We start from the raw sequence: 23,306 nt of genomic DNA, 5'->3' as shown, positions 1-23,306 counted from the left end.
GTCGGCCCGGCGTAAATCGGCCGGGTGTCGTCGGTCCGGTGTCGTCGGTCCGGCGGCAGGGGGCATCGGGCCGGGGTGGTGGTTACCCATCGTCCACAGGGCTTTCCCCTACGGGCCGGTTGGGGGTTCCGACGGGACCCACGGCCTGCCCGTTCGGTTTACCGTGGAGGGGCAGGCCATCGGGCCCGCGGATGGAACCCGACCGACCGAGAAGGGGCGTCCATGGAAGCCGCGCTCGTGATCATCGCGCTCCTCTTCGTCGCCTTCATGGCGCTGGGGGTGTTCGTGACCGTGAAGGTGGTCGGCGCGGCGAAGCGCGGCGTCGACCGGACGATCACGCAGGCCCGGCGCACCGTGGAGGACACGACGCTGCGGGCGAAGAGCATCGGACAGGTCGGGGTCGCGGCGGAGCTGGCCCAGCTGCGGCTGCGGCTGCGCACCTCGATGCGGGCCACCCAGGACGCGCTGGAGACGGGGGTCCGCGAGGACGCCTCGCTGGCGGAGTCGGTGGAGCTGTTCCGGCGGCTGAGCGCGCACGGACGCGAGCTGGACGACGAGCTGCGGCAGCTGGAGCGGGACCCGGACCGGGTCAGGATCGGTGAGCGCCTCGTGGAGCTGCGCGAGCGTACGGAACGGATCACGGGCTCGGCGGACTCGCTGCGCTGGGCCGCGCGGGACCGGGCGCGGAAGTTCGCGGAGGACGATCTGTCGTCGCTGAGCACACAGATCGACGTGGAGTCGGGCGCGCTGCGGCACTGGGCGGATCCGGAGCCGGAGCCGCGGCCGGAGGCACGGCCCGAGTCCCGTTCGGAGCCCCGGGCCAAGCACGGTGAGGGGGCGCGGCCTGAGCACGGTGAGGGGTCGCGGTCCGGCTCGGGGCAGCGGCCCGCCCTTGACCCGTCGGACGCTCCCTGGGGGAGTACGTACCCGTGGCAGAAGCCGAGCAGACAGCGGCAGCCACGGCAGCAGCCGCGTCCCGAGGCCACGAACTGACGCGTGCGGCCGGGGGTCCGGGGACCTGAAATCGATCATTGGAGCGGGGGCGGGCTGCCGGGCCGCGGCGGCGACCGGTAACCTCCCGCTCATGTCCCGCCATGTCGCGATCGTCACCGATTCCACGGCCTACCTGCCACCGCAGACGATGGAGCGGCACGGCATCACCGCGGTGCCGCTGACCGTCGTGCTCGGTGACCGCGCGCTGGAGGAGGGCACCGAGATCTCGGCCAGGTCGCTGGCCCTCGCGCTCCAGAAGCGCCACTCCGTCACCACCTCGCGGCCGAGCCCCGAGGTCTTCGCCGCGGCCTACCGCGCGGCGGCGGAGGCGGGCGCGACCGCGATCGTCTCGCTGCATCTGTCGGCCGAGTTCTCCGGGACGTACGACGCGGCGCTGCTCGCCGCGAAGGACGCGCCCGTGCCGGTGCGGGTGGTGGACACCGGCATGGTCGCGATGGCGCTCGGGTTCTGCGCGCTGGCCGCCGCCGAGGCCGTGGAGAGCGACGGAACGCCGGACGACGCGGTGGCCGCCGCCGAGAAGCGGGCCGCGGGCACGTCCGCGTACTTCTACGTCGACACCCTGGACTATCTGCGCCGGGGGGGCCGGATCGGCACCGCCCAGGCGCTGTTGGGGTCGGCGCTCGCCGTGAAGCCGCTGCTCCAGCTGGACGGCGGGCGGATCGAGCTGCTGGAGAAGGTCCGGACGGCGTCGAAGGCGATCGCGCGGCTGGAGGAGATCGTCACCGAGCGGGCCGGCACGAGGGATGTGGACATAGCGGTGCACCATCTGGCGTCGCCGGAGCGGGCCGCGCTGCTCGCGGAGCGGCTGCGGGAGCGGGTGCCCGGCCTTGTCGATCTGCATGTGAGCGAGGTGGGCGCGGTGATCGGGGCACACACCGGGCCGGGGCTGCTGGGGGCCGTGATCTCGCCGCGCTGAGTGGGCAGCTGACGGTCGGTCCCTTGGCCGGTCTGTCTCTCTATCGGGTGACGGAGTTATCCACAATCTGCTTGTTCTCCACGGAATTTGGGCCTGCTCGGCGGGAACGGCCTGACGTGCCTACCGTCTTGTGGCATGGCACTTCGAACACGCTCCGTAACCAGTGGTCCGGGACGGGCGCCGGGCTCCGACAGCCGGATCCGCCGTGGCCGTGTACGTACCCGCCCGTGTCGGGCACCGGCCCGCGTCGGGGCGGCGGGTGGCGCGCCCCCGCCGTCCCCGCCGCCGTCACTGCCCCTGCCTTCGCTGCCCGCGCCGCCTCCGGGGGAGGCGCGGCGGCGGGCGGAGGCGCTCTTCGCCGCCGCCAGCGCCTCTTCTTCCGGATCTTCCGGCGCTGTTACGGCTTCTTCCCCCGGCGCTGAGGAGCGCGCCCAGCCGGTTGTGGGGAAGCGGGTACGGGCGGTGGCGGCGCTGCGTGAGCGGCTGCCGCTGTGGGTGCAGCTCCGGTGCGGTCTTGAGCCGAAGACGCTCGGCGCCCTGGCCGTGGTCCTCGTGGTGGCCGCGGCGCTCGCCGCCCAGCACTTCTGGGCCGCCCGGCCCCGGTCCGTGGCGGCGCCGGAGACGGTGAGCGCGGCGGTCCCGGCCGCCGGGGCGTCTCCGGAGGCAGTGGCCGGGGTCCTCGTGCCGCAGCCACCGCCGCTGCCGCCTTCCGTGGGTGCGGCCCGCGTCGTGGTGGACGTGGGCGGCAAGGTGCGGCGGCCGGGAGTGCTGCGGCTGCCGCCCGGCTCGCGTGTGGCGGACGCCCTGCAGGCGGCGGGCGGGGTCGAGCCCGGCGCGGATCTGACCGGGCTGAACAGGGCGCGGGTGCTGGTGGACGGCGAGCAGGTGGTGGTGGACGGCCCTGTGCCGGCGGACGCGGGGGGACTGGGCGCGGCCGGGCCGGGGGCGGTGGGACCGGGTGCGGCGGGGGTCTTGGGCGTCGGCGGAGTGGCGGGCGCCGGGCCCGGGGGAGGGCTGGTGAGTCTCAACACCGCCACGCAGGCGCAGTTCGAGTCGCTGCCCGGCGTCGGTCCCGTACTCGCCCAGCGCATCGCCGACTACCGCGCCCAGCACGGCGGATTCCGGTCCGTCGACGAACTCCGCGAGGTCAGCGGTATCGGTGAGCGCAGGTTCGCCGATCTCCAGCCTCTTGTGCGGCCGTGAAGCGGCCCGCCGTCCACGCGGCGGCCGGGCACCGCCTCGGGGCGTCCCACCCCCGTCAGGAGGGACCGGCGGATCTCCGGCTGGTGCCGCTCGCGCTGGCGGCCTGGGGTGCGGCGGCCCTCGCGGTGGGCGCTCCCGGGGGCCGGACCGTCCTCGGCGTGCTGTGCTGTGTGGCGTCGGCAGGGCTGCTGCTGGTGTGGTGCGGGTCCGTACGCCGGGCGCACCGGCTCCGGCTCCCCGGTGTGGCCGTCGCCGGGGCGCTGCTCTGCGCGGCGGCCGGGGCGGCGTCCGCCGGGCTGCACGGCGCGGATCTGCGCCGGGGGCCCGTACCCGGCCTCGCGGAGCGGTACGCGCGGGTGACGGCCGAGGTGACCGTCACCTCCGACCCCCGGCCCGCCCGGCCGAGGGGGAGCGGTGACCGGGCGTCCGCCGCCGGTTTTCTGGTGAACGCGGACATTGTGCGTGTGACCCCGGCGGGCGGGGAGAGCGCGGTCGTCCGTACGCCCGTCCTGTTGATCGTCGCGCCCGGCGCGCACGCCGAGCGCTGGCGGGGGCTGCTGCCCTCCACCCGGCTCGGGCTGGCCGGGCGGCTCTCCCCGCCGACGTACGCGGACGACCGGTACGCCGCCGCGCTGCGGGTGGAGGGCACGGGGCCGCCGAGGATCACCGGACCGCCCACCCGGGTGCAGCGGGTCGCCGGTGAGCTGCGCGCCGGACTGCGGGCGGCGACCGACGGGCTGCCGGCCGACGCCCGGGCGCTGCTGCCGGGGCTGGTCGTGGGGGACACCTCACGGGTGGAGCCCGAACTGCACGAGGCGTTCGCGGCGACCGATCTGCTGCATCTGATGGCGGTCTCGGGCAGCAATCTGACCATCGTCCTGTCTCTGCTGATCGGTCCCGCGGGTCTGGCGACGCGGGCCGAACGGCGCGGTCTCGCACCCCGGCTGGGGATCTCGCTGCGGTCGACGGCGCTGCTGGGCGGGGTGCTGACGCTCGCGTTCGTGGTCGTCTGCCGGCCGGAGGCCAGTGTGCTGCGGGCCGCCGCGTGCGGGCTGATCACCCTGCTGGCCATCGGCACGGGCCGGCGCCGGACGCTGCTGCCCGCGCTGGCCGCCGCCGTACTGCTGCTGGTGCTCTACGACCCCTGGCTGGCCCGCAGTTACGGGTTTCTGCTCTCCGTTCTGGCCACCGGCTCCCTGCTCACCATCGGGCCCCGGTGGAGCGCGGCGCTGATCCGGCGCGGGGTGCCGCCGAGGCTCGCGGAGGTGCTGGCCGCCGCGGCGGCTGCGCAGGCCGTGTGCGCGCCGGTGGTGGCGGTGTTCGCGGCCAGGGTCGGTTTGGTCGCCGTCCCGTGCAATCTCCTGGCCGAGCTGGCGGTCGCGCCCGCCACCGTCCTCGGCTTCGCGGCGCTGGCCGCCGCGCCGCTCGCCATGCCGGTGGCCGAGGCGCTGGCGCGGGTCGCCGGGTGGCCGGCCGGCTGGATCGGCTCCGTGGCCCGGGGCGGCGCGGCCCTGCCCGGTGCGGAGATCGCCTGGCCGGGCGGCTGGTGGGGCGGGGCGCTGCTGGTCGTGGTGACGGCCCTGCTGCTGACCGCCGCGCGGAGTCTCGCCCGCCGACCCTGGACGGCCGCCGGCTGCGCCGTGCTGCTCCTGCTCGCGGTCGTGCGGCCCCCGCCGCTCACCCGGATCGTCACCGGCTGGCCGCCGCCGGGGTGGACATACGCGATGTGCGACGTAGGCCAGGGGGACGCGACCGTACTGGCAGCGGGCGACGGCGCGGCGGTGGTCGTGGACGCCGGGCCCGACCCCGTACCGGCCGACCGGTGTCTGCGGGACCTCGGTGTCACCCGGGTGCCGCTGCTGCTGCTCACGCACTTCCACGCGGACCATGTGGCGGGCCTGCCCGGGGTGCTGCGCGGCAGATCGGTCGGCGTGATCCAGACGACGGTCCTCGACGACCCGCCGGAGCAGGCCGCGTTCGTCCGGCGGACGGCGGCGGCCGCCCGGGTGCCGGTCGTCCGCGCGGAGCCGGGGGAGCGGCGGCGGACCGGGCCGCTCGACTGGTGGGTGCTCTGGCCGCGCCCCGGAGCGGCGCCGGACACGGGCCGGCCGAACGACTCCAGTGTCGCCCTGTACGTACGGATCGACCGGGGGCCGGCGCTGCTGCTCCTCGGCGATCTCGAACCGCCCGCGCAGCGCGGGCTGCTGCGCGCGTATCCGGCGCTGCCCCCGGTCGACGTGCTCAAGGTCGCCCATCACGGCTCCCGCCACCAGCACCCGGAGCTGGCCCGCTCCGTACGGCCCCGGCTCGCGCTGATCTCCGCCGGGCGGGACAACACGTACGGTCATCCCTCACCCCTCACGGTGGCGGAGCTGCGGGACCGGGGAGCGGCCGTGCTCCGTACGGACACGGACGGGCCGGTGGCCGTGGTGGGCTCCGGGGCCGGGCTGCGCGCGGTCCCCGGACCACGGATACGTAACGGCATGTAACAGGTAAGACCAAATACTCTCGGTATGTTTGCTCCGAACGGCACAAGGGTGATCGAATGCCTTTTCGTCATGGGCCGCCGCCCCGACGTGGATGTCGTGCCCGCGCGGCCCCCGCAGAGCCCACCGCACAGGGGTACGAAACACCATGATCAGCCGCCTTCTCGGCCGACGGACGGCCGCTCATCAGCGCAACAACCCGCTTGCCGGACTCTCTGTGCCGGCCGGTGCCGGACTGCTCACCTGCCGGGTTCTCGATCCGGTGAACGCGCCCATTCCACAGGCTGAGTTCACGGTGAGTGACAGCAACGGCCGGAAGATAGTGAGCGGGGAGACCGACCCGTTCGGCACGCTGGTGGCGATGGTCCCCTTCGGGGATTACCGGCTGGCCATCTCGGCGGACAGCTTCAGCCCGTACCGGGGCAACGCGTCGGTGACCGACAGCGGCGGGCGTACCGGCCTGGGGGACATCACCCTCCAGGTGGCGCCCTCGCTGCCGCTGCCCGCGCCCGGCGACTGGGAGATCGAGCCCGCCCACTCCCGGATCGGTTTCATCGCCCGCCACATCGGGCTCGCCCGGGTGCACGGCCGCTTCGACAACTTCGCCGGGGCCATCCGGATCGGCGAGACGATGGAGCAGTCCGCGATGCATGTCGTCATCGGCGCCGCGTCCATCGACACCAGCGTGCAGATGCGCGACGACCATCTGCGCTCCGCCGACTTCCTCGACGTCGACAACTTCCCGACGCTGGAGTTCTACAGCGACCGCTTCACGCACCGGGGCGGCAACAACTGGGGCATCGCCGGAGCCCTCACCCTGCACGGGGTGACCCGTACGGTCACGCTCGACGCCCAGTACCTCGGGATCGGCAACGGCATGGAGGGCGAGACCCGAGCGGCCGTCCGCGCCACCACCGAACTCCACCGCGAGGACTACACCGTCAACTGGCAGTCCATGCTGGCGCGCGGTATCGCCGTCGTCGGCTCCAGCATCAAGATCGAGATGGACATCCAGATCGTCCCGAAGGGCTGACGCCGGGGGCGGGCTGGAAGAATGCCGCCGTGAGCGATGTGAGACATGTGCTGGTGCTGCCCGACCGCGACGCCGCCGAGGAGGTGGCGCAGGCGCTCGGCGAGCGATTCGCGGTGCGCGAGGAACCCCAGCTGGTACGGGACGCGCTGGCCGGCGAGGACGACGCCGAGGACGCCCAGTGGCTGGTGGTCGTGGAGGACCCGGAGGCCCGGCTCGACGGTACGGAGCTGGACGCGTTCGTCGCCGACTGGGACGGCTGGCGGGAGGAGTCGTAGCGCCGGGGCAGCACCGCACGACGACGGCGGCACCACACGCCGACGGCTGCTCCGGCCCGCCGCCGGCGGCCCGCTCGCGGCGGCCCGTTGTCAGTGGGCCATGAGATCGTGGACCACGATGGCCACCAGAAAAGCTTCCACCGACGATCCGCTCGCCCCGCTCACCCTCGCCGTGGGCCAGGAGGACCTGCTGCTCGACCGCGCCGTGCAGCAGGTGGTGGCGGCGGCCCGCGCCTCCGACGCCGACACGGACGTACGCGACCTCACCTCCGATCAGCTCCAGCCCGGCACCCTCGCCGAGCTGACCAGCCCCTCGCTCTTCGCCGAGCGCAAGGTCGTCGTCGTACGGAACGCGCACGACCTGTCCGCCGACACGGTCAAGGACGTCAAGGCGTATCTGGCCGCGCCCGCCGAGGAGATCACCCTCGTCCTGCTGCACGCGGGCGGGGCCAAGGGCAAGGCGCTGCTGGACGCCGCCCGCAAGGCGGGCGCCCGCGAGGTCGCCTGTCCGAAGACGACCAAGCCCGCGGAGCGGCTCACCTTCGTCCGCGCGGAGTTCCGCGCCATCGGCCGGTCGGCCACACCGGAGGCGTGCCAGGGGCTCGTCGACGCGATCGGCAGCGATCTGCGTGAGCTGGCGAGCGCCGTCACCCAGCTCGCCGCCGATGTCGAGGGCACCATCGACGAGGCGGTCGTTGGGCGCTACTACACGGGCCGCGCCGAGGCGTCCAGCTTCAATGTCGCCGACCGCGCGGTGGAGGGCCGGGCCGCCGAGGCGCTGGAGGCGCTGCGCTGGTCGCTGTCGACGGGTGTCGCTCCCGTACTGATCACCAGCGCCCTCGCCCAGGGCGTACGGGCCATCGGCAAGCTCTCGTCGGCCCGGGGCGGCCGGCCCGCCGATCTCGCCCGTGAGCTGGGCATGCCGCCGTGGAAGATCGACCGGGTGCGCCAGCAGATGCGCGGCTGGACCCCGGACGGGGTGGCGACCGCGCTGCGGGCGGTCGCGGAGGCGGACGCGGGCGTCAAGGGCGGCGGCGACGACCCGGAGTACGCGTTGGAGAAGGCCGTCGTCGCGATCGCCCGAGCGGCCCGCGCCGGCCGCTGACCGCGCACCCGAGCAGCCGGGATACGCCGAGGCCCCGGGCCCGTCCTTCGCAGGACGGACCCGGGGCCTCGGCAGGAACCAGGTGGACGCGCACCCGCGTGGCGAACGCAGTCGTGTGCGAGTCCGGGCGATCGCGGCCGGGAGCGGTAGAGAGGGCCCGCTGAGTCCCTTCCGGCGATCAATCAAGCAGAGAGTGCTCAGCCCTGGAGGGTGGCAACCTTGGCGGCCAGCGCCGACTTCTTGTTGGCGGCGGCGTTCTTGTGGATGACACCCTTCGAGACGGCCTTGTCGAGCTGGCGGGACGCCTCACGGGAAGCCGCGGTGGCCTTCTCGACGTCACCGGCAACAGCGGCCTCGCGGGCCTTGCGGATCGCGGTCTTGAGCGACGACTTGACAGCCTTGTTGCGCAGGCGTGCCTTCTCGTTGGTCTTGTTCCGCTTGATCTGGGACTTGATGTTCGCCACGTTAAGAGCCTTCTCAGGTTCGGTGATTCGGTACAACGCTGTCTGAAGCAGGTCCCGCGCCGAAGAAGGCACGAGACACAGCTGTCCACGGTACCAGCGACCCTCCGACCGGCCCAAACCGGGCGCAGTCCCGCACCCGTGGGACGATGGAGCCTACGTATCGATCCGAGTCGACCCGAGACGAGACGCCGCGCGTCTCAAGAATCAGGACCCTGCGTGCCCGCGACCCCCAGCCACGTGCCCGAGCCCAGCCGTACGGACCCGGCGCTGCTCCGTAACTTCTGCATCATCGCGCACATCGACCACGGCAAGTCGACCCTCGCCGACCGGATGCTCCAGTTGACCGGGGTGGTCGACCAGCGGCAGATGCGCGCTCAGTACCTCGACCGGATGGATATCGAGCGCGAGCGCGGCATCACGATCAAATCCCAGGCGGTCCGGCTGCCCTGGGCCCCCCGGACGGGGGAGGACGAGGGGACGACCCATGTCCTGAACATGATCGACACGCCCGGCCACGTGGACTTCACGTACGAGGTGTCCCGGTCGCTCGCCGCCTGCGAGGGCACGGTCCTGCTGGTCGACGCCGCCCAGGGGATCGAGGCGCAGACCCTCGCCAACCTCTATCTCGCGATGGAGAACGACCTCACCATCGTCCCGGTGCTCAACAAGATCGACCTGCCGGCCGCCCAGCCGGAGAAGTTCGCCGAGGAGCTGGCGAACCTCATCGGGTGCCAGCCGGAGGACGTCCTGCGGGTCTCCGCGAAGACCGGCGTCGGCGTGGACGCGCTGCTCGACCGGGTGGTCCGGGACGTACCGGCGCCGGTCGGCGTCGCGGACGCCCCCGCCCGCGCGATGATCTTCGACTCCGTCTACGACTCGTACCGCGGCGTCGTGACCTACGTCAGGGTCGTCGACGGCCAGCTCAGCAAGCGCGAGCGCATCCGGATGATGTCGACCGGCGCCACCCACGAACTGCTGGAGATCGGTGTCTCGTCCCCGGAGATGACCCCGGCCGACGGCATCGGCGTCGGCGAGGTGGGCTACATCATCACCGGCGTGAAGGACGTCCGTCAGTCGAAGGTCGGTGACACGATCACCACCCTCAGCAAGGGCGCCACCGAAGCGCTCGGCGGCTACAAGGACCCCAAGCCGATGGTGTTCTCGGGCCTCTATCCGCTGGACGGCTCGGACTACCCCGAGCTGCGCGACGCCCTCGACAAGCTCCAGCTCAACGACGCCGCGCTGGTGTACGAGCCGGAGACCTCCGCGGCCCTCGGCTTCGGTTTCCGCGTCGGCTTCCTCGGACTGCTGCACCTCGACGTGATCAGGGAGCGGCTGGAGCGCGAGTTCGGGCTCGAACTGATCGCCACCGCCCCCAACGTGGTCTACCGCGTCCTGATGGAGGACGGCAGCGAGCACACGGTCACCAACCCGAGCGAGTTCCCCGAAGGCAAGATCGACTCGGTGCACGAGCCGGTCGTCCGGGCCACGATCCTGGCGCCGAGCGAGTTCATCGGCTCGATCATGGAGCTGTGCCAGGCCCGCCGCGGCACGCTCCTCGGTATGGACTACCTCTCCGAGGACCGGGTCGAGATCCGCTACACCCTGCCGCTCGCCGAGATCGTCTTCGACTTCTTCGACCAGCTGAAGTCCAAGACCCGGGGCTACGCCTCGCTCGACTACGAGCCCACCGGTGAGCAGAGCGCCAACCTGGTCAAGGTCGACATCCTGCTGCACGGCGACAAGGTCGACGCCTTCTCGGCGATCACCCACCGGGACCAGGCGTACGCGTACGGCGTCCGGCTCGTCGCCACGCTGCGCGGACTCATCCCGCGGCAGGCGTTCGAGGTGCCCATCCAGGCGGCCATCGGCTCCCGGGTCATCGCCCGCGAGACGATCCGCGCCATCCGCAAGGACGTTCTCGCCAAGTGCTACGGCGGTGACATCTCCCGGAAGCGGAAGCTGCTGGAGAAGCAGAAGGAGGGCAAGAAGCGGATGAAGATGGTCGGCAGCGTGGAGGTCCCGCAGGAGGCGTTCATCGCGGTGCTCTCCAGCGACGAGTCCGGCGGCAAGGCGAAGAAGTAGGCGCGGGAAGCGGCAGGGACGGGAACGGGACACGGGAGAGGTGACGGGTCCCCGCGCGACGGCGCGGGGACCCTTCGTGCTTCCGGAGCCGTCCCAGGCCGGTCCTGGTCCCGGTCCCGGAGCCGTCGCGGGAGCCCGTTCGCCGTGAAACGGAGTGTCACGGCCCCTTACGCACCGGCCGGAGGGCCTCTAGTCTGATCGCGACGCACGGTTACTCATCGGTTAGTTACTCGTAAGTCACCTTATTCAGCGTTCCCTTCAGCCGTCCCCGATACAGCACCCCCGAGCAGCCCCCCACGCAGCCACCGATTCAGTCACCCACCCCACCCACCCACTCAGCCAGTCACGCAGCGCAGCCGCGGGCCCCGGAGGATGTCGTGAGCGACACACAGAACTTGATCGAGAACCGGCCGCCCTCGGTGGCCGCCCTCTTCGTTGAGCGGGTGGCCGCCACGCCGGACAGGGACGCCTACCGCTACCCCGTACCGTCCGCCGCGGGCGGCCCCGACGACTGGCGCACGCTGACCTGGAGCGCCGCGGCCGAACGCGTCTACGCGGTGGCCGCCGGCCTGATCACGCTGGGCATACGGCCCGAGGAGCGCGTCGCGCTCGCCTCCGCCACCCGGGTCGACTGGATCCTCGCGGACTTCGGCGTGATGTGCGCGGGCGCCGCCACCACCACCGTCTACCCCTCGACCAACGCCGAGGAGGCCGCGTACATCCTCGCCGACTCCGGCAGCCGGGTGCTGATCGCCGAGGACGCGGCCCAGCTGGCCAAGGCCCGCGAGAGCCGGGCCGGGCTGCCCGATCTCGCCCATGTCGTGGTGATCGAGGCGGCCGACGCGCTGCCCGCCGAGGGCGACCCGGAGGACTGGGTGCTCTCGCTCGCCGACCTGGAGGCGCGCGGCGCGGAGTATCTGGCGAAGAACCCGGAGGCGGTCAAGGAGCGGGTGGCCGCGATCGAGGCCACCCAGCTCGCCACCCTGATCTACACCTCCGGCACCACCGGCCGCCCCAAGGGCGTACGGCTGACGCACGACAACTGGTCGTACATGGCGAAGGCCATGATGGCCACGGGGCTGATCGGCCCCGACGACGTCCAGTACCTGTGGCTGCCGCTCGCCCATGTCTTCGGCAAGGCGCTCACTTCCGGCCAGATCGAGGCCGGCCATGTCACCGCCGTGGACGGCCGGGTCGACAAGATCATCGAGAATCTGCCGGTGGTCCGCCCGACCTACATGGCCGCCGTACCGCGCATCTTCGAAAAGGTCTACAACGGGGTCGCGGCCAAGGCGCGGGCCGGTGGCGGCGCCAAGTACAAGATCTTCCAGTGGGCGGCCGGTGTCGCCCGCGAGCACGCCAAGGTCGCTCAGGACAACTTCCGCCGCACCGGCACCAAGTCCGTCCCGTTCGCCCTCGGCGCCAAGCACAAGGTCGCCGACGCGCTCGTCTACGCCAAGCTCCGCGAGGCGTTCGGCGGCCGGCTGCGCGCCGCGATCTCCGGCTCGGCGGCGCTCGCGCCCGACATCGGCTACTTCTTCTCCGGCGCCGGGATCCACATCCTGGAGGGGTACGGGCTGACCGAGTCGAGCGCGGCCAGCTTCGTCAACCCGGGCGAGGCGTACCGCACCGGTACGGTCGGCAAGCCGCTGGCCGCCACCGAGGTACGGATCGCCGACGACGGCGAGATCCTGCTGCGCGGCCCGGGGATCATGGACGGCTACCACGGGCTGCCGGAGAAGACCGCGGAGGTGCTGGAGCCCGACGGCTGGTTCCACACCGGTGACATCGGGGAGCTGTCGGTCGACGGATTCCTGCGGATCACCGACCGCAAGAAGGACCTGATCAAGACCTCCGGCGGCAAGTACATCGCCCCGGCCGAGGTCGAGGGCCGCTTCAAGGCCGTATGCCCGTTCGTCTCCAACATCCTGGTGCACGGCGCCGACCGCAACTTCTGCACGGCGCTGATCGCGCTCGACGAACCGGCCATCCTGGCCTGGGCGGCCGAGAACGGCATGGCGGGCAAGCCGTACGCGGAGGTCGTCGGCTCGGCGGCGGCCGAGCGGCTCATCGACGGCTATGTGAAGCGGCTCAACGAGGGTCTCCAGCGCTGGCAGACCATCAAGAAGTTCCGGCTGCTCCCGCGCGACCTGGACATCGAGCACGGTGAGCTGACCCCGAGCCTCAAGCTCAAGAGGCCCGCCGTGGAGCGGGAGTACAAGGACCTGATCGAGGAGATGTACGCGGGCACCCGGGAGGCGTGAGCCGCGCGAGGGAGTAGCGCGGGTGAGCGGTACGGGGGGAGTGGCGCGCCGGCCGCGCTACTCCCCCCGTCCGCGCCGCAGTTCGCCCAAGGTGTCCTCTATCCGCGCCAACTGAGGTCCCAGCAGCGCCAGTTCGTCGGGCGCCGCGCTGCGCAGCACATCCTCGATCGACGACAGCCGCCCCGCGATCTCCCCGAGCTGCTCCTGCTCCCGGGTCAGCGCCCGCTCCAACGCCCGCTTCTTGCGGTGCAGATCGAGGAAGACACTGACCTTCGCGCGCAGCATCCACGGGTCGAACGGCTTGGTCAGGAAGTCCGCCGCGCCCGTGGCGTACCCCCGGAACGCGTAACCGCTGTCGGAGTCAGGCCCGTTCAGGAAGATGATCGGGATGTCCTTGGCCCGGTCCAGCCGCTTGATCCGGTACGCGGTCTCGAAGCCGTCCATCCCCGGCATCCGCACATCCAGCAAAACGACCGCGAACGGCTGCGCCAGCAGCGCCCGTACCGCCTCCTGGCCCGAACGGGCCCGTACGAGCGGCTCGTCCAGCGAGGCCAGCACCGCTTCGAGCGCGACGAGATTGTCCTCCATGTCATCGACGAGCAGAATGCTCGCGCGCTCGGTGGTGACTGTTGTCCTGCTCATCCCGTTCTCCTTGTCCGGCCCTTGTGTTTCGGCCAGGCAGGCAAGAATGCTCTGTTCGGAGCGGTTCCGCACACCGTTCGGTTCGTTTGGACGCGTGTCGTGACGTCGTCGTTGTCCTTGATCCCCGCGCACGTGCCGCTGTCAATACCCGGGAACAATCTCCGCCCACTTCCCTGACTCGGTGCGTAGGAACGCGTTCCGTCTGTCACGCTGTCGGGATCGTAAGCGGCACAACGCCAGAACCGGATCAGGAGCCGCAGTGGGGCCCATTCCGATTCCGCGCGACACCCTTCACCTTCCGGCATCCCAGGTGCCGTTACGTGGGGGCGCGCGGTCCACATCACGTACCAGTCTGCCCGGCAATCCGCTCGCCCCGTCCGCCGCCCGTCGCTTCGCGCGCGCGGCGCTCGCCGACTGGACCAGCCTCGGGCTGCTCGCCACCTGTACCTTCTGCCACGGCGACGGGCGCTGCTCGCCCGGCCGGCACAGCACCGATCTGCTCGCGGACGACGCGGTGCTGATCGTCGACGAACTCGTCACCAACGCGGTGGTGCACGCGGGGACGACCGTCGAGGTGCTCTGCCGGCTGGAGACACCCGCCGGGACACCCGGCGGCGAGGACGACGAGCCGCCCGCCGTCGTCCTCGAAGTCTCCGACCACCACCCCGACCGCGCGATACAGAGCGAGCCCGGGGACCCCGACGACCTGCGCGAGCGGGCGCGGGAGCACACCCGGGAACAGCCGCCGGAAGGTATCTCCGAGTACGGCCGGGGGCTGCAACTCGTCGCCGCCCTCGCCGAACGCTGGGGCATCACCTACCGCCCGGGCCTCAAGACCGTCTGGGCCCGGCTGCCGCTCGAAGGCCGCGACACCGCGCCGGGCCGGCCCGCCGAACCCGCCCTGCGCCGCGGTCTGCGGGCCGCCGAGATCCTCGCGCCGGTCTCCCGGCGCCCGGTCCGCGACGGGCCGCAGTGGGCGGGCCGGGGCGCGCTCTCCTTCCTCGCGGAGGCGTCCGAACTGCTCGCCGGACAGCTCGACGAGGAACTCGTCGCGGCGCTCGCCACCCAACTGCTCGTCCCCCGGCTCGCGGAGTGGTGCGTGGTCTGGCTGGACGGCGAGGACGGCCAGTCCGGCGCCGCACCCCGCCTCGCCCGCGTCTGGCACGCCGACGAGTCCCGGATCGAGCCGCTGCGCGCCGCGCTGGAGAAGGCGCCGCCGCGGCTGCCGGACCCGCCCCGGGGAGACCCGGTGCGGGTCCCGTGGCCGGGTACGGAGGCGGGTATGGGTTCGGGTACGGAGTCGGATACGGGGGCGCCGGACGCGACGGGCTTGAAGGAAGCGGCGGGCTCGGCGGAAGCGGAGGGCTCGGCGGACGCGGCGGATACGGACGGCGGCTCCGGGGGCGGCGCCGCGCTCGCCTGCCGGCTGTTCGCGAACGGCCGGGTCCTCGGCACCCTCATGCTCGGCCGGCCGGGCCGCGTCGCCGTCCCCGACGAAGTCACCGAGCTGGTCGAGGACTTCGCCCGGCGGGTCGCCCTCGCGATCGGCGCGGCCCGCCGCTACACCCGCCAGGTCACCATCAGCCGTGTCCTCCAGCGCGGGCTGCTGCCCAGCCAGGTGGCGCGGATCCCCGGCATCGCCAGCGCCCTGGTGTACGAGCCGAGCGGCGACGGGCTCGCGGGCGGCGACTTCTACGACGTCTTCCCGTGCCCGCCCGGCGACCGCTGGTGCTTCATGCTCGGCGACGTCCAGGGCAGTGGCCCCGAGGCCGCCGTCGTCACCGGCCTCGCCCGCCCCTGGCTGCGGCTGCTCGCCCGCGAGGGCTACCGGGTCGGCGCGGTCCTCGACCGGCTGAACCGGCTGCTGCTCGACGACGCGACCGAGGCGGCGGAATCGGCGGCACCGGCGGTCGTCGTGGGCGCGGCAGGCGCCGCCGCCGCGTTCCCCGCCGGGACGGTCCCCGGCGCGGCCACCGCGCAGCTGTACGCGCCGGGGCCGCCGGAGAGCGGCCAGGCCCGCTTCCTGTCGCTGCTGTACGGCGAGCTGATGCCGCTGCCCGGCGAGGGCGGCGGCGTACGCTGCACCCTCGCCAGCGCCGGCCACCCGCTGCCGCTGCTGCTGCGCCCGGACGGCACCGTCGTGACGGCGGCCGAGCCGCAGGTGCTCCTCGGGGTGGTCGACAAGGTCGCGTACGAGAGCAGCACGTTCGACCTGATGCCCGGCGACACGCTGCTCTGCGTCACGGACGGCGTCACCGAGCGCCGCTCGGGCGGCCGGCTGCTGGACGACGGCGACGGGCTCGCCAGGGCCCTGGCGGGGTGCGTGGGGCTGACGGCACAGGGCGTGGCGGAGCGGATACGGCGGGCGGTGCACGAGTTCGCGGAGACGCCGCCGGGCGACGACATGGCGCTGCTGGTGTTCCAGGCGGAGTGAGGGGCGCGGGGGTACGGGGCCACGGCCCGCCCCCTGCCCCCGTACACCCCGGCCCCGACCCGGCCCCGCCCCGGGACCGGACCGCGTCGCGCGTCCGGTGCGGGACACTGGTGGGTATGCCTTCCGCACTGCCCGACGGTGACCCCATGCCCGAGACCGGCGCGCTGCCCCCGCACGCCCTGGCGGGCGCGGCGGACCGGCCCCTCGGCTTCTACCTGCACGTTCCGTACTGCGCGACCCGCTGCGGCTACTGCGACTTCAACACGTACACGGCGACCGAGCTGCGCGGCTCGGGCGGTGTCCTCGCCTCCCGCGACAACTACGCGGAGACCCTCGCCGACGAGGTCCGGCTGGCCAGGAAGGTGCTCGGCGACGACCCGCGGCAGGTCCGTACGGTCTTCGTCGGCGGCGGCACGCCCACCCTGCTGGCCGCCGCCGACCTCGCACGGATGCTGGCGGCCGTCCGGGACGAGTTCGGGCTCGCGGACGACGCGGAGATCACCACCGAGGCGAATCCGGAATCGGTGGATCCGGCGTATCTGGCGGCGCTGCGGGAGGGGGGTTTCAACCGGATCTCCTTCGGAATGCAGAGCGCGAAGCAGCACGTCCTGAAGGTCCTGGACCGCACCCATACCCCCGGCCGGCCCGAGGCATGCGTCGCGGAGGCCCGCGCGGCGGGCTTCGAGCATGTCAATCTCGATCTGATCTACGGCACTCCGGGCGAGACCGACGACGACTGGCGCGCCTCGCTCGCGGCGGCCGTGGGCGCGGGCCCGGACCATATCTCCGCGTACGCCCTGATCGTCGAGGAGGGCACCGGACTTGCCCGCCGGATCCGGCGCGGCGAGGTCCCGATGACGGACGACGACGAGCACGCCGACCGCTATCTGATCGCGGACGAGGTGCTCGCGAAGGCCGGTTTCTCCTGGTACGAGGTGTCCAACTGGGCCACCTCCGAGGCCGCCCGCTGCCTTCACAACGAGCTGTACTGGCGCGGCGCCGACTGGTGGGGCGCGGGCCCCGGCGCCCACAGCCATGTGGGCGGCGTCCGCTGGTGGAACGTGAAGCACCCGGGCGCCTACGCGGCGGCCCTGGCGGAGGGCCGCTCACCCGGCGCGGGCCGCGAGATCCTCGCCGACGACGACCGCCGCGTGGAGCGCATCCTCCTGGAGCTGCGGCTCCGCGACGGCTGCGAGCTGTCCCTGCTGCACCCGGCGGGCGCCTCCGCCGCGGCCCGCGCGGTAAGGGACGGCCTCCTGGAGAGCGGTCCTTACACGGAGGGCCGCGCGGTGCTGACCCTGCGGGGACGGCTGCTGGCGGACGCGGTCGTCAGGGACCTGGTGGACTGATCACCCGCCGGGGTGAAGCCCGGCGGGATCGGGCGGGGCGCTGTGCCAGGTCAGGCGTCACTGCCGGCCGTGACGAAGTCGATCAGCTCCTCCACCCGCCCCAGCAGCGCCGGCTCCAGGTCCCGGTACGTGCGCACCTTCGACAGGATGTGCTGCCAGGCCGCCCCCGTGTTCTCCGGCCAGCCCAGGGCGCGGCAGACGCCCGTCTTCCAGTCCTCGCCCCTAGGGACCCGCGGCCACTCCGGGATGCCCACCGAGGACGGTTTCACCGCTTCCCAGACGTCGATGTACGGGTGGCCCACCACCAGGACGTCCGCGCCCGTCACCGCCGCCGCGATACGGGACTCCTTCGAGCCCGGGACCAGGTGGTCGACCAGGACGCCCAGCCGGGCGTCCGGGGCCGGGGCGAAGTCGGTGACGACGGCGGGGAGGTCGTCGATGCCGCCCAGGTACTCCACGACCACGCCCTCGATACGCAGATCGTCGCCCCAGACCTTCTCGACCAGCTCGGCGTCGTGCCGGCCCTCCACATAGATCCGGCCCGCCCGCGCGACCCGGGCCCGGGCGCCGGGCACCGCGACCGATCCCGACGCCGTACGGGCCGGCCGGGCAGGGGCGGCCGTGCCCTGACCCGTCGGGCGGACCAGGGTCACCACCCGGCCCTCCAGCAGGAAGCCGCCCGGGACCAGCGGGAAAACCCGGTGTTTGAGGAAACGGTCCTCAAGAGTCACCGTCGGGCCCTCCGCCGTTTTCTCGCAGCGGATCACCGCGCCGCAGAAGCCCGTCACCACCTCCTCGACCACCAGATCGGGCTCGGCGGGGACCTCCGGCGCGGGCGTGGCCCGCTTCTTCCACGGCGGGGTCAGGTCGGGGCTGTAGCTGCGCATCCGAAGACGATAGGCCGCACCGCGCGCGGCGGCTACGACACGCCGAACCGCGCGGCCAGCGCGTCGCGTTGCGCCCGTACGAACACCGCGTCCACCACCTCCCCGTGCCCCGGCACGTACAGCGCGTCCGAGCCGCCCAGTGCCAGCAGCCGGTCCAGGGCGGCCGGCCAGCCCGCCGGGTCCGCGTCCGGGCCCGCCTGCGGCTCCCCGGACTCCTCGACGAGATCGCCGCAGAAGACGACCCCCGGGTAGCCCGGCGCCAGCATCGCCAGATCGTGCCCGGTGTGCCCGGGCCCCGCGTTCGCCAGCAGCACCCGCCGGCCGCCCAGGTCCAGCGTCAGCTCCCCGGCCACCACGCGCGCGGGGGGCTCCAGCAGCTGCACCGCCGCCGCCGACTCCGCGGGCTCCGCGCCCTCCCGTACGGCGTCCTCGTACAGCTCGTCGGCGCCGCCGGCCAGCAGCTCCGGCATGCCCGAAGGGCCGTACACCGCTGCCCCGGCGAACGCCGCCGTACCCAGCACATGATCGAAATGGAGATGGCTGAGTGCGACATGTGTCACGCGCCGCCCGCCGAGCAGCGACCGTACCTGCGCGTGCAGTTCGGCGCCCTCCCGGACCGACGACCCCGTGTCGAACAGCAGCACCCCGTCCTCCCCGGCCACCACACCGACCGTCGCGTCCCAGCGCGGCAGCCGCCGCCGCCCGACCCCCGGAGCCAGCTCTTCCCACCCGTGCTCTTCCCAATGGACGTCCATACCGGGACGCTACGGGAGTCACCCGGCGCCGGTCCGGGTAATGGGCGAGGTAGCGTGGTCGGTCGCCCTTGCTAGGGGTCCGGTTCACGGCCGTACACTGGCACGGGGAGTACTGGCACTCCACATGAGCGAGTGCCAAGCAGATCCGACGGACGACAGCTGGAGGTGTGCCGCATGCTCAGCGAACGCAGGCTTGAGGTGCTGCGCGCGATCGTCCAGGACTACGTCGGCACGGAGGAGCCCGTCGGCTCCAAGGCCCTCACCGAGCGGCACAAGCTGGGGGTCTCCCCGGCCACCGTCCGCAACGACATGGCGGTGCTGGAGGACGAGGGCTTCATCGCCCAGCCGCACACCAGCGCCGGACGCATCCCGACCGACAAGGGCTACCGGCTCTTCGTCGACCGGCTGGCCGGCGTCAAGCCCCTGTCGCTGCCCGAGCGCCGGGCCATCCAGAATCTTCTGGACGGCGCGGTCGACCTCGACGACGTCGTGGGCCGTACGGTACGGCTGCTGGCGCAGCTGACCCGGCAGGTCGCCGTCGTCCAGTACCCCTCGCTGACCCGGTCGACGGTGCGGCACGTGGAGCTGCTGGCTCTCGCGCCCGCCCGGCTGATGCTCGTCCTGATCACGGACACCGGCCGGGTCGAACAGCGTATGGTCGACTGCCCGGCGCCCTTCGGCGAGACCTCGCTCGCGGATCTGCGGGCCCGGCTCAACAGCCGGATCGTCGGACGCCGCTTCGCGGACGTCCCGCAGCTGGTGCAGGACCTGCCCGACTCGTTCGAGCAGGAGGACCGCGGGACCGTCTCCACGGTGCTGTCGATCCTGCTCGAAACCCTGGTCGAGGAGACCGAGGAGCGGCTGATGATCGGCGGCACCGCCAACATCACCCGCTTCGGACACGATTTCCCTCTGACCATCCGGCCGGTGCTGGAGGCACTGGAGGAGCATGTGGTGCTCCTCAAGCTGCTCGGTGAGGCCGCCGACCCGGGCATGACCGTACGTATCGGGCACGAGAACGCCCATGAGGGCCTCAACTCCACGTCCGTCGTCGCGGTCGGCTACGGTTCGGGCGACGAGGCAGTCGCAAAACTCGGCGTGGTCGGACCGACCCGCATGGACTACCCCGGAACGATGGGAGCGGTACGCGCAGTGGCACGTTACGTCGGACAGATCCTGGCGGAGTCGTAAGTGGCCACGGACTACTACGCCGTACTCGGCGTGCGCCGCGACGCTTCTCAGGACGAGATCAAGAAGGCATTCCGGCGGCTCGCCCGCGAGCTGCACCCGGATGTCAACCCCGATCCCAAGACGCAGGAACGCTTCAAGGAGATCAACGCCGCGTACGAGGTGTTGTCGGACCCGCAGAAGAAGCAGGTCTACGACCTCGGCGGCGACCCCCTCTCGGCGAGCGGCGGAGGCGGTGGCGCGGGCGGGTTCGGCGCGGGCGGCTTCGGCAACTTCTCCGACATCATGGACGCGTTCTTCGGTACGGCGTCGCAGCGCGGCCCGCGGTCGCGCACGCGGCGCGGCCAGGACGCCATGATCCGGCTGGAGATCGACCTCAACGAGGCGGCCTTCGGCACGACCAAGGACATCCAGGTCGACACGGCCGTCGTCTGCACGACGTGCTCCGGCGAGGGCGCCGCGCCCGGCACCTCCGCCCAGACCTGCGACATGTGCCGCGGCCGGGGCGAGGTCTCGCAGGTCACCCGGTCGTTCCTCGGCCAGGTCATGACCTCGCGGCCGTGCCCGCAGTGCCAGGGCTTCGGTACGGTCGTACCGACCCCGTGCCCCGAGTGCGCCGGCGACGGCCGTATCCGCTCGCGCCGTACGCTCACGGTCAAGATCCCGGCCGGTGTCGACAACGGCACCCGGATCCAGCTCGCGGGCGAGGGCGAGGTCGGCCCCGGCGGCGGCCCCGCCGGTGATCTCTACGTGGAGATCCACGAGTTGGCCCACCCGATGTTCCAGCGGCGCGGCGACGATCTGCACTGCACGGTCACGGTCCCCATGACGGCGGCGGCGCTGGGCACGAAGTGCCCGCTGGAGACGCTGGACGGCATGGAGGACATCGACGTCCGGCCGGGCACCCAGTCCGGCCAGTCGATCCCGCTGCACGGGCGCGGCATCACGCATCTGCGGGGCGGCGGCCGGGGCGACCTGATCGTGCACGTCGAGGTGATGACCCCGTCGAAGCTGGACCCGGAGCAGGAACGGCTGCTGCGGGAACTGGCGAAGCTGCGCGGCGAGGAACGGCCCACGGGCCAGTTCCAGCCTGGGCAGCAGGGGCTGTTCTCGCGTCTCAAGGATGCGTTCAACGGGCGTTAGGCGGGTCTTGCCGGCCGGGAACGCGCAGACAGCAGTTCGTGGGATGCGGGCCCGGGGGATTTTCCCCCGGGCCCGCCCTCTTTTGCTGTCATATTTTCCTGTCACACGCCTGATGCGACGCCGATTCGAACCTGTCACACGGGACATGGCACGATGCGTTCATGTCCTCCGTACTGACCGATCTCTGCCGGTATCCGATCGTGCAGGCGCCCATGGCGGGCGGCGCGTCCTGCCCGCAGCTCGCCGCGGCCGTCTCCGAGGCCGGCGGTCTCGGGTTTCTCGCCGCCGGGTACAAGACGGCGGACGGTATGTACGAGGAGATCAAGCAGCTCCGCGGCCTCACCGCCCAGCCCTTCGGCGTGAACCTCTTCATGCCGCAGGCGCACTACGCCGACCCCGCCGCCGTCGAGGTCTACCGCAACCAGCTCGCCGGCGAGGCCACCTGGTACGAGACACCGCTCGGCGACCCCGAGTCGGGGCGGGACGACGCGTACGAGGCCAAGCTGGCGATCCTGTTCGACGACCCCGTACCGCTTGTCTCGTTCACCTTCGGGTGTCCGACCCGGGACACCCTCGACGCCTTCGCCAAGGCGGGTACGTACACCGTCGTCACGGTGACCACCCCCGAGGAGGCCCAGGCCGCCCAGTGGTCCGGCGCCGACGCCGTCTGCGTCCAGGGCATCGAGGCCGGCGGCCACCAGGGCACGCACCGAGACGATCCCGCCGTCGACGGCACGGGCATCGGGCTGCTGTCGCTGGTGGCGCAGGTCAAGGAGACCGTACAGATTCCGGTCGTCGCGGCCGGCGGCCTCATGCGCGGCGGCCAGATCGCGGCCGTCCTCGCGGCGGGCGCGGACGCGGCGCAGCTCGGCACGGCCTTCCTGGTCTGCCCCGAGTCCGGCGCCAACGCGCTGCACAAACAGGCCATGACCAACCCGCTGTTCGTACGGACGGAGCTGACCCGCGCGTTCTCGGGCCGCCCCGCCCGCGGGCTCGTCAACCGCTTCATGCGCGAGCACGGCCCGTACGCGCCCGCCGCCTACCCGGAGGTCCACCACCTCACCTCCGGACTGCGCAAGGCCGCCGCCCGCGTGGGCGACGCGCAGGGCATGGCGCTCTGGGCCGGCCAGGGGCACCGGATGGCCCGCGAACTGCCCGCCGCCGAGCTGATCGAGCTGCTCCTCACCGAACTCGACGAGGGCCGCGGCCAGTTGACCCACGGGCCGTACGCGTCGGGGAGCACCGCGTGACCGCGCCCGTCTTCGTCGTGGACCACTTCGACGCCGGAAGCGGCGGGCGGTACGTCCTGGAAGGACCCGAGGGACGGCACGCCGTCTCCGTGAAGCGGATGCGGCCCGGCGAGGACGTCATCCTGACCAACGGCACCGGGCAGTGGGCCGATTGCGTCGTCCTGGACACCGAGGGCAAGGACCGGCTGATCGTCCAGCTCGACTCCGTGTCCGAGGAGGAGCCGGAGAGCCCGCACATCACCGTCGTCCAGGCGCTGCCCAAGGGCGACCGCGGCGAGGTGGCCGTCGAGACGATGACCGAGACCGGCGTGGACGCCATCGTCCCGTGGGCGGCCTCGCGCTGCATCACCCAGTGGAAGGGCGACCGGGGCGCCAAGGCGCTCGCCAAGTGGCGTGCCACCGCGCGCGAGTCGGGCAAGCAGTCGCGGCGGGTGCGGTTCCCCGAGATCGCGGGCGCGATGAGTACGAAGCAGGTCGCCGCGCTGCTGGCGACGGCGGACTTCGCGGGTGTGCTGCACGAGGACCGGGACGCCGGCAGCGAGGCGCTGGCCGTGGCCGAACTGCCCACCGAGGGCTCGATCGTGCTGGTCGTCGGGCCCGAAGGAGGCGTGTCCCCCGAGGAGCTGGCGGCCTTCGCGGCGGCGGGGGCCCGGCCGTACCGGCTGGGCCACAGCGTGCTGCGTACCTCCACCGCGGGTACGGCGGCGACCGTGCTGGTGATGGCCCGCACCGGCCGCTGGTCCTGACCGCGGGGGCCACCGTACGGCGGATAGCATGCCTCCGTACGGAATTCGATCATCAGCATCGATCATC

Annotated in this window: 19 protein-coding genes; 15 read left to right on the top strand and 4 right to left on the bottom strand. The window is 72.6% G+C overall.

From position 1 onward, the window contains the following. The first annotated feature begins 222 nt into the window (after positions 1 to 222). The 7 genes from DVK44_RS08900 (at position 223) to holA (ending at position 8,032) form a co-directional block, all read left to right on the top strand. Entirely contained in the window at positions 223 to 993 is a 771-nt protein-coding gene (locus DVK44_RS08900; protein ID WP_228447054.1) for a hypothetical protein, read from the top strand. Between the two features lie 91 nt (positions 994 to 1,084). Further along, the gene (locus DVK44_RS08895) at positions 1,085 to 1,930 is read left to right on the top strand and encodes a DegV family protein (protein ID WP_114659163.1); all 846 of its coding nucleotides are present in this window, start codon (positions 1,085 to 1,087) and stop codon (positions 1,928 to 1,930) included. A gap of 462 nt (positions 1,931 to 2,392) precedes the next feature. After that, positions 2,393 to 3,133, top strand: a complete 741-nt coding sequence (locus DVK44_RS08890; protein ID WP_331461585.1) for a ComEA family DNA-binding protein — start codon at positions 2,393 to 2,395, stop codon at positions 3,131 to 3,133. Then, a complete protein-coding gene (locus tag DVK44_RS08885; protein ID WP_114659161.1) occupies positions 3,130 to 5,622 on the top strand; it encodes a ComEC/Rec2 family competence protein in 2,493 nt (830 codons plus the stop codon). Before DVK44_RS08890 ends, DVK44_RS08885 begins: the two co-directional genes overlap by 4 nt. A gap of 145 nt (positions 5,623 to 5,767) precedes the next feature. Beyond that, a complete protein-coding gene (locus DVK44_RS08880; protein WP_114659160.1) occupies positions 5,768 to 6,652 on the top strand; it encodes a YceI family protein in 885 nt (294 codons plus the stop codon). A gap of 29 nt (positions 6,653 to 6,681) precedes the next feature. Further along, positions 6,682 to 6,927 (top strand): hypothetical protein, encoded by a 246-nt coding sequence (locus DVK44_RS08875; RefSeq protein WP_114659159.1) that lies wholly within the window; start codon positions 6,682 to 6,684, stop codon positions 6,925 to 6,927. 118 nt (positions 6,928 to 7,045) lie between these two features. Then, positions 7,046 to 8,032: a DNA polymerase III subunit delta gene (gene holA / locus DVK44_RS08870; RefSeq protein WP_114659158.1), complete on the top strand. Its 987-nt coding sequence runs from the start codon at positions 7,046 to 7,048 to the stop codon at positions 8,030 to 8,032. 197 nt (positions 8,033 to 8,229) lie between these two features. On the opposite strand, the gene rpsT is transcribed toward holA, so the two are convergent. Next, positions 8,230 to 8,496, bottom strand: coding sequence for a 30S ribosomal protein S20 (gene rpsT, locus DVK44_RS08865; protein ID WP_114659157.1), 267 nt, complete (start codon positions 8,494 to 8,496; stop codon positions 8,230 to 8,232). 216 nt (positions 8,497 to 8,712) lie between these two features. On the opposite strand from rpsT, the gene lepA reads away from it, so the two are divergent. Then, complete coding sequence (gene lepA / locus DVK44_RS08860; protein WP_114659156.1) at positions 8,713 to 10,581, top strand: translation elongation factor 4; 1,869 nt, start codon at positions 8,713 to 8,715, stop codon at positions 10,579 to 10,581. Between the two features lie 377 nt (positions 10,582 to 10,958). Further along, positions 10,959 to 12,845, top strand: coding sequence for an AMP-dependent synthetase/ligase (locus DVK44_RS08855; RefSeq protein ID WP_114659155.1), 1,887 nt, complete (start codon positions 10,959 to 10,961; stop codon positions 12,843 to 12,845). A 57-nt stretch (positions 12,846 to 12,902) separates the two neighbouring features. Here the strand turns inward: DVK44_RS08855 and DVK44_RS08850 are convergent, their stop codons facing one another. After that, positions 12,903 to 13,487, bottom strand: coding sequence for a response regulator (locus DVK44_RS08850; protein WP_114659154.1), 585 nt, complete (start codon positions 13,485 to 13,487; stop codon positions 12,903 to 12,905). A 259-nt stretch (positions 13,488 to 13,746) separates the two neighbouring features. On the opposite strand from DVK44_RS08850, the gene DVK44_RS36690 reads away from it, so the two are divergent. Beyond that, entirely contained in the window at positions 13,747 to 15,921 is a 2,175-nt protein-coding gene (locus DVK44_RS36690; RefSeq protein ID WP_181957431.1) for a SpoIIE family protein phosphatase, read from the top strand. Between the two features lie 116 nt (positions 15,922 to 16,037). Then, positions 16,038 to 17,270 (top strand): radical SAM family heme chaperone HemW, encoded by a 1,233-nt coding sequence (hemW, locus tag DVK44_RS08840; RefSeq protein WP_114659153.1) that lies wholly within the window; start codon positions 16,038 to 16,040, stop codon positions 17,268 to 17,270. Positions 17,271 to 17,320: 50 nt separating this feature from the next. Here the strand turns inward: hemW and DVK44_RS08835 are convergent, their stop codons facing one another. Then, positions 17,321 to 18,157 carry a DUF3097 domain-containing protein gene (locus DVK44_RS08835; RefSeq protein ID WP_114659152.1) on the bottom strand — a complete coding sequence of 279 codons (837 nt, stop codon included), beginning with the start codon at positions 18,155 to 18,157 and terminating at the stop codon, positions 17,321 to 17,323. Between the two features lie 32 nt (positions 18,158 to 18,189). Beyond that, entirely contained in the window at positions 18,190 to 18,912 is a 723-nt protein-coding gene (locus tag DVK44_RS08830; protein WP_114659151.1) for an MBL fold metallo-hydrolase, read from the bottom strand. Between the two features lie 174 nt (positions 18,913 to 19,086). Between DVK44_RS08830 and hrcA the strand changes: the two genes are divergently transcribed. From hrcA to DVK44_RS08810, 4 genes are all read left to right on the top strand, one after another. Continuing rightward, positions 19,087 to 20,103: a heat-inducible transcriptional repressor HrcA gene (gene hrcA, locus DVK44_RS08825; RefSeq protein WP_114659150.1), complete on the top strand. Its 1,017-nt coding sequence runs from the start codon at positions 19,087 to 19,089 to the stop codon at positions 20,101 to 20,103. Next, positions 20,104 to 21,243 carry a molecular chaperone DnaJ gene (gene dnaJ / locus DVK44_RS08820; protein WP_114659149.1) on the top strand — a complete coding sequence of 380 codons (1,140 nt, stop codon included), beginning with the start codon at positions 20,104 to 20,106 and terminating at the stop codon, positions 21,241 to 21,243. A 161-nt stretch (positions 21,244 to 21,404) separates the two neighbouring features. Then, positions 21,405 to 22,493 carry a nitronate monooxygenase gene (locus DVK44_RS08815; RefSeq protein WP_114659148.1) on the top strand — a complete coding sequence of 363 codons (1,089 nt, stop codon included), beginning with the start codon at positions 21,405 to 21,407 and terminating at the stop codon, positions 22,491 to 22,493. After that, positions 22,490 to 23,239, top strand: coding sequence for a 16S rRNA (uracil(1498)-N(3))-methyltransferase (locus DVK44_RS08810; RefSeq protein ID WP_114659147.1), 750 nt, complete (start codon positions 22,490 to 22,492; stop codon positions 23,237 to 23,239). The genes DVK44_RS08815 and DVK44_RS08810 overlap by 4 nt, the downstream gene beginning before the upstream one ends. The last annotated feature ends 67 nt before the right edge of the window (positions 23,240 to 23,306 follow it).

The organism is Streptomyces paludis, assembly GCF_003344965.1.
In the GTDB taxonomy this organism is placed as follows: Bacteria; Actinomycetota; Actinomycetes; order Streptomycetales; family Streptomycetaceae; genus Streptomyces; species Streptomyces paludis.
The sequence above is the reverse complement of the archived record's forward strand: the minus strand, read 5'-3'. Positions and strand labels throughout refer to the sequence as shown.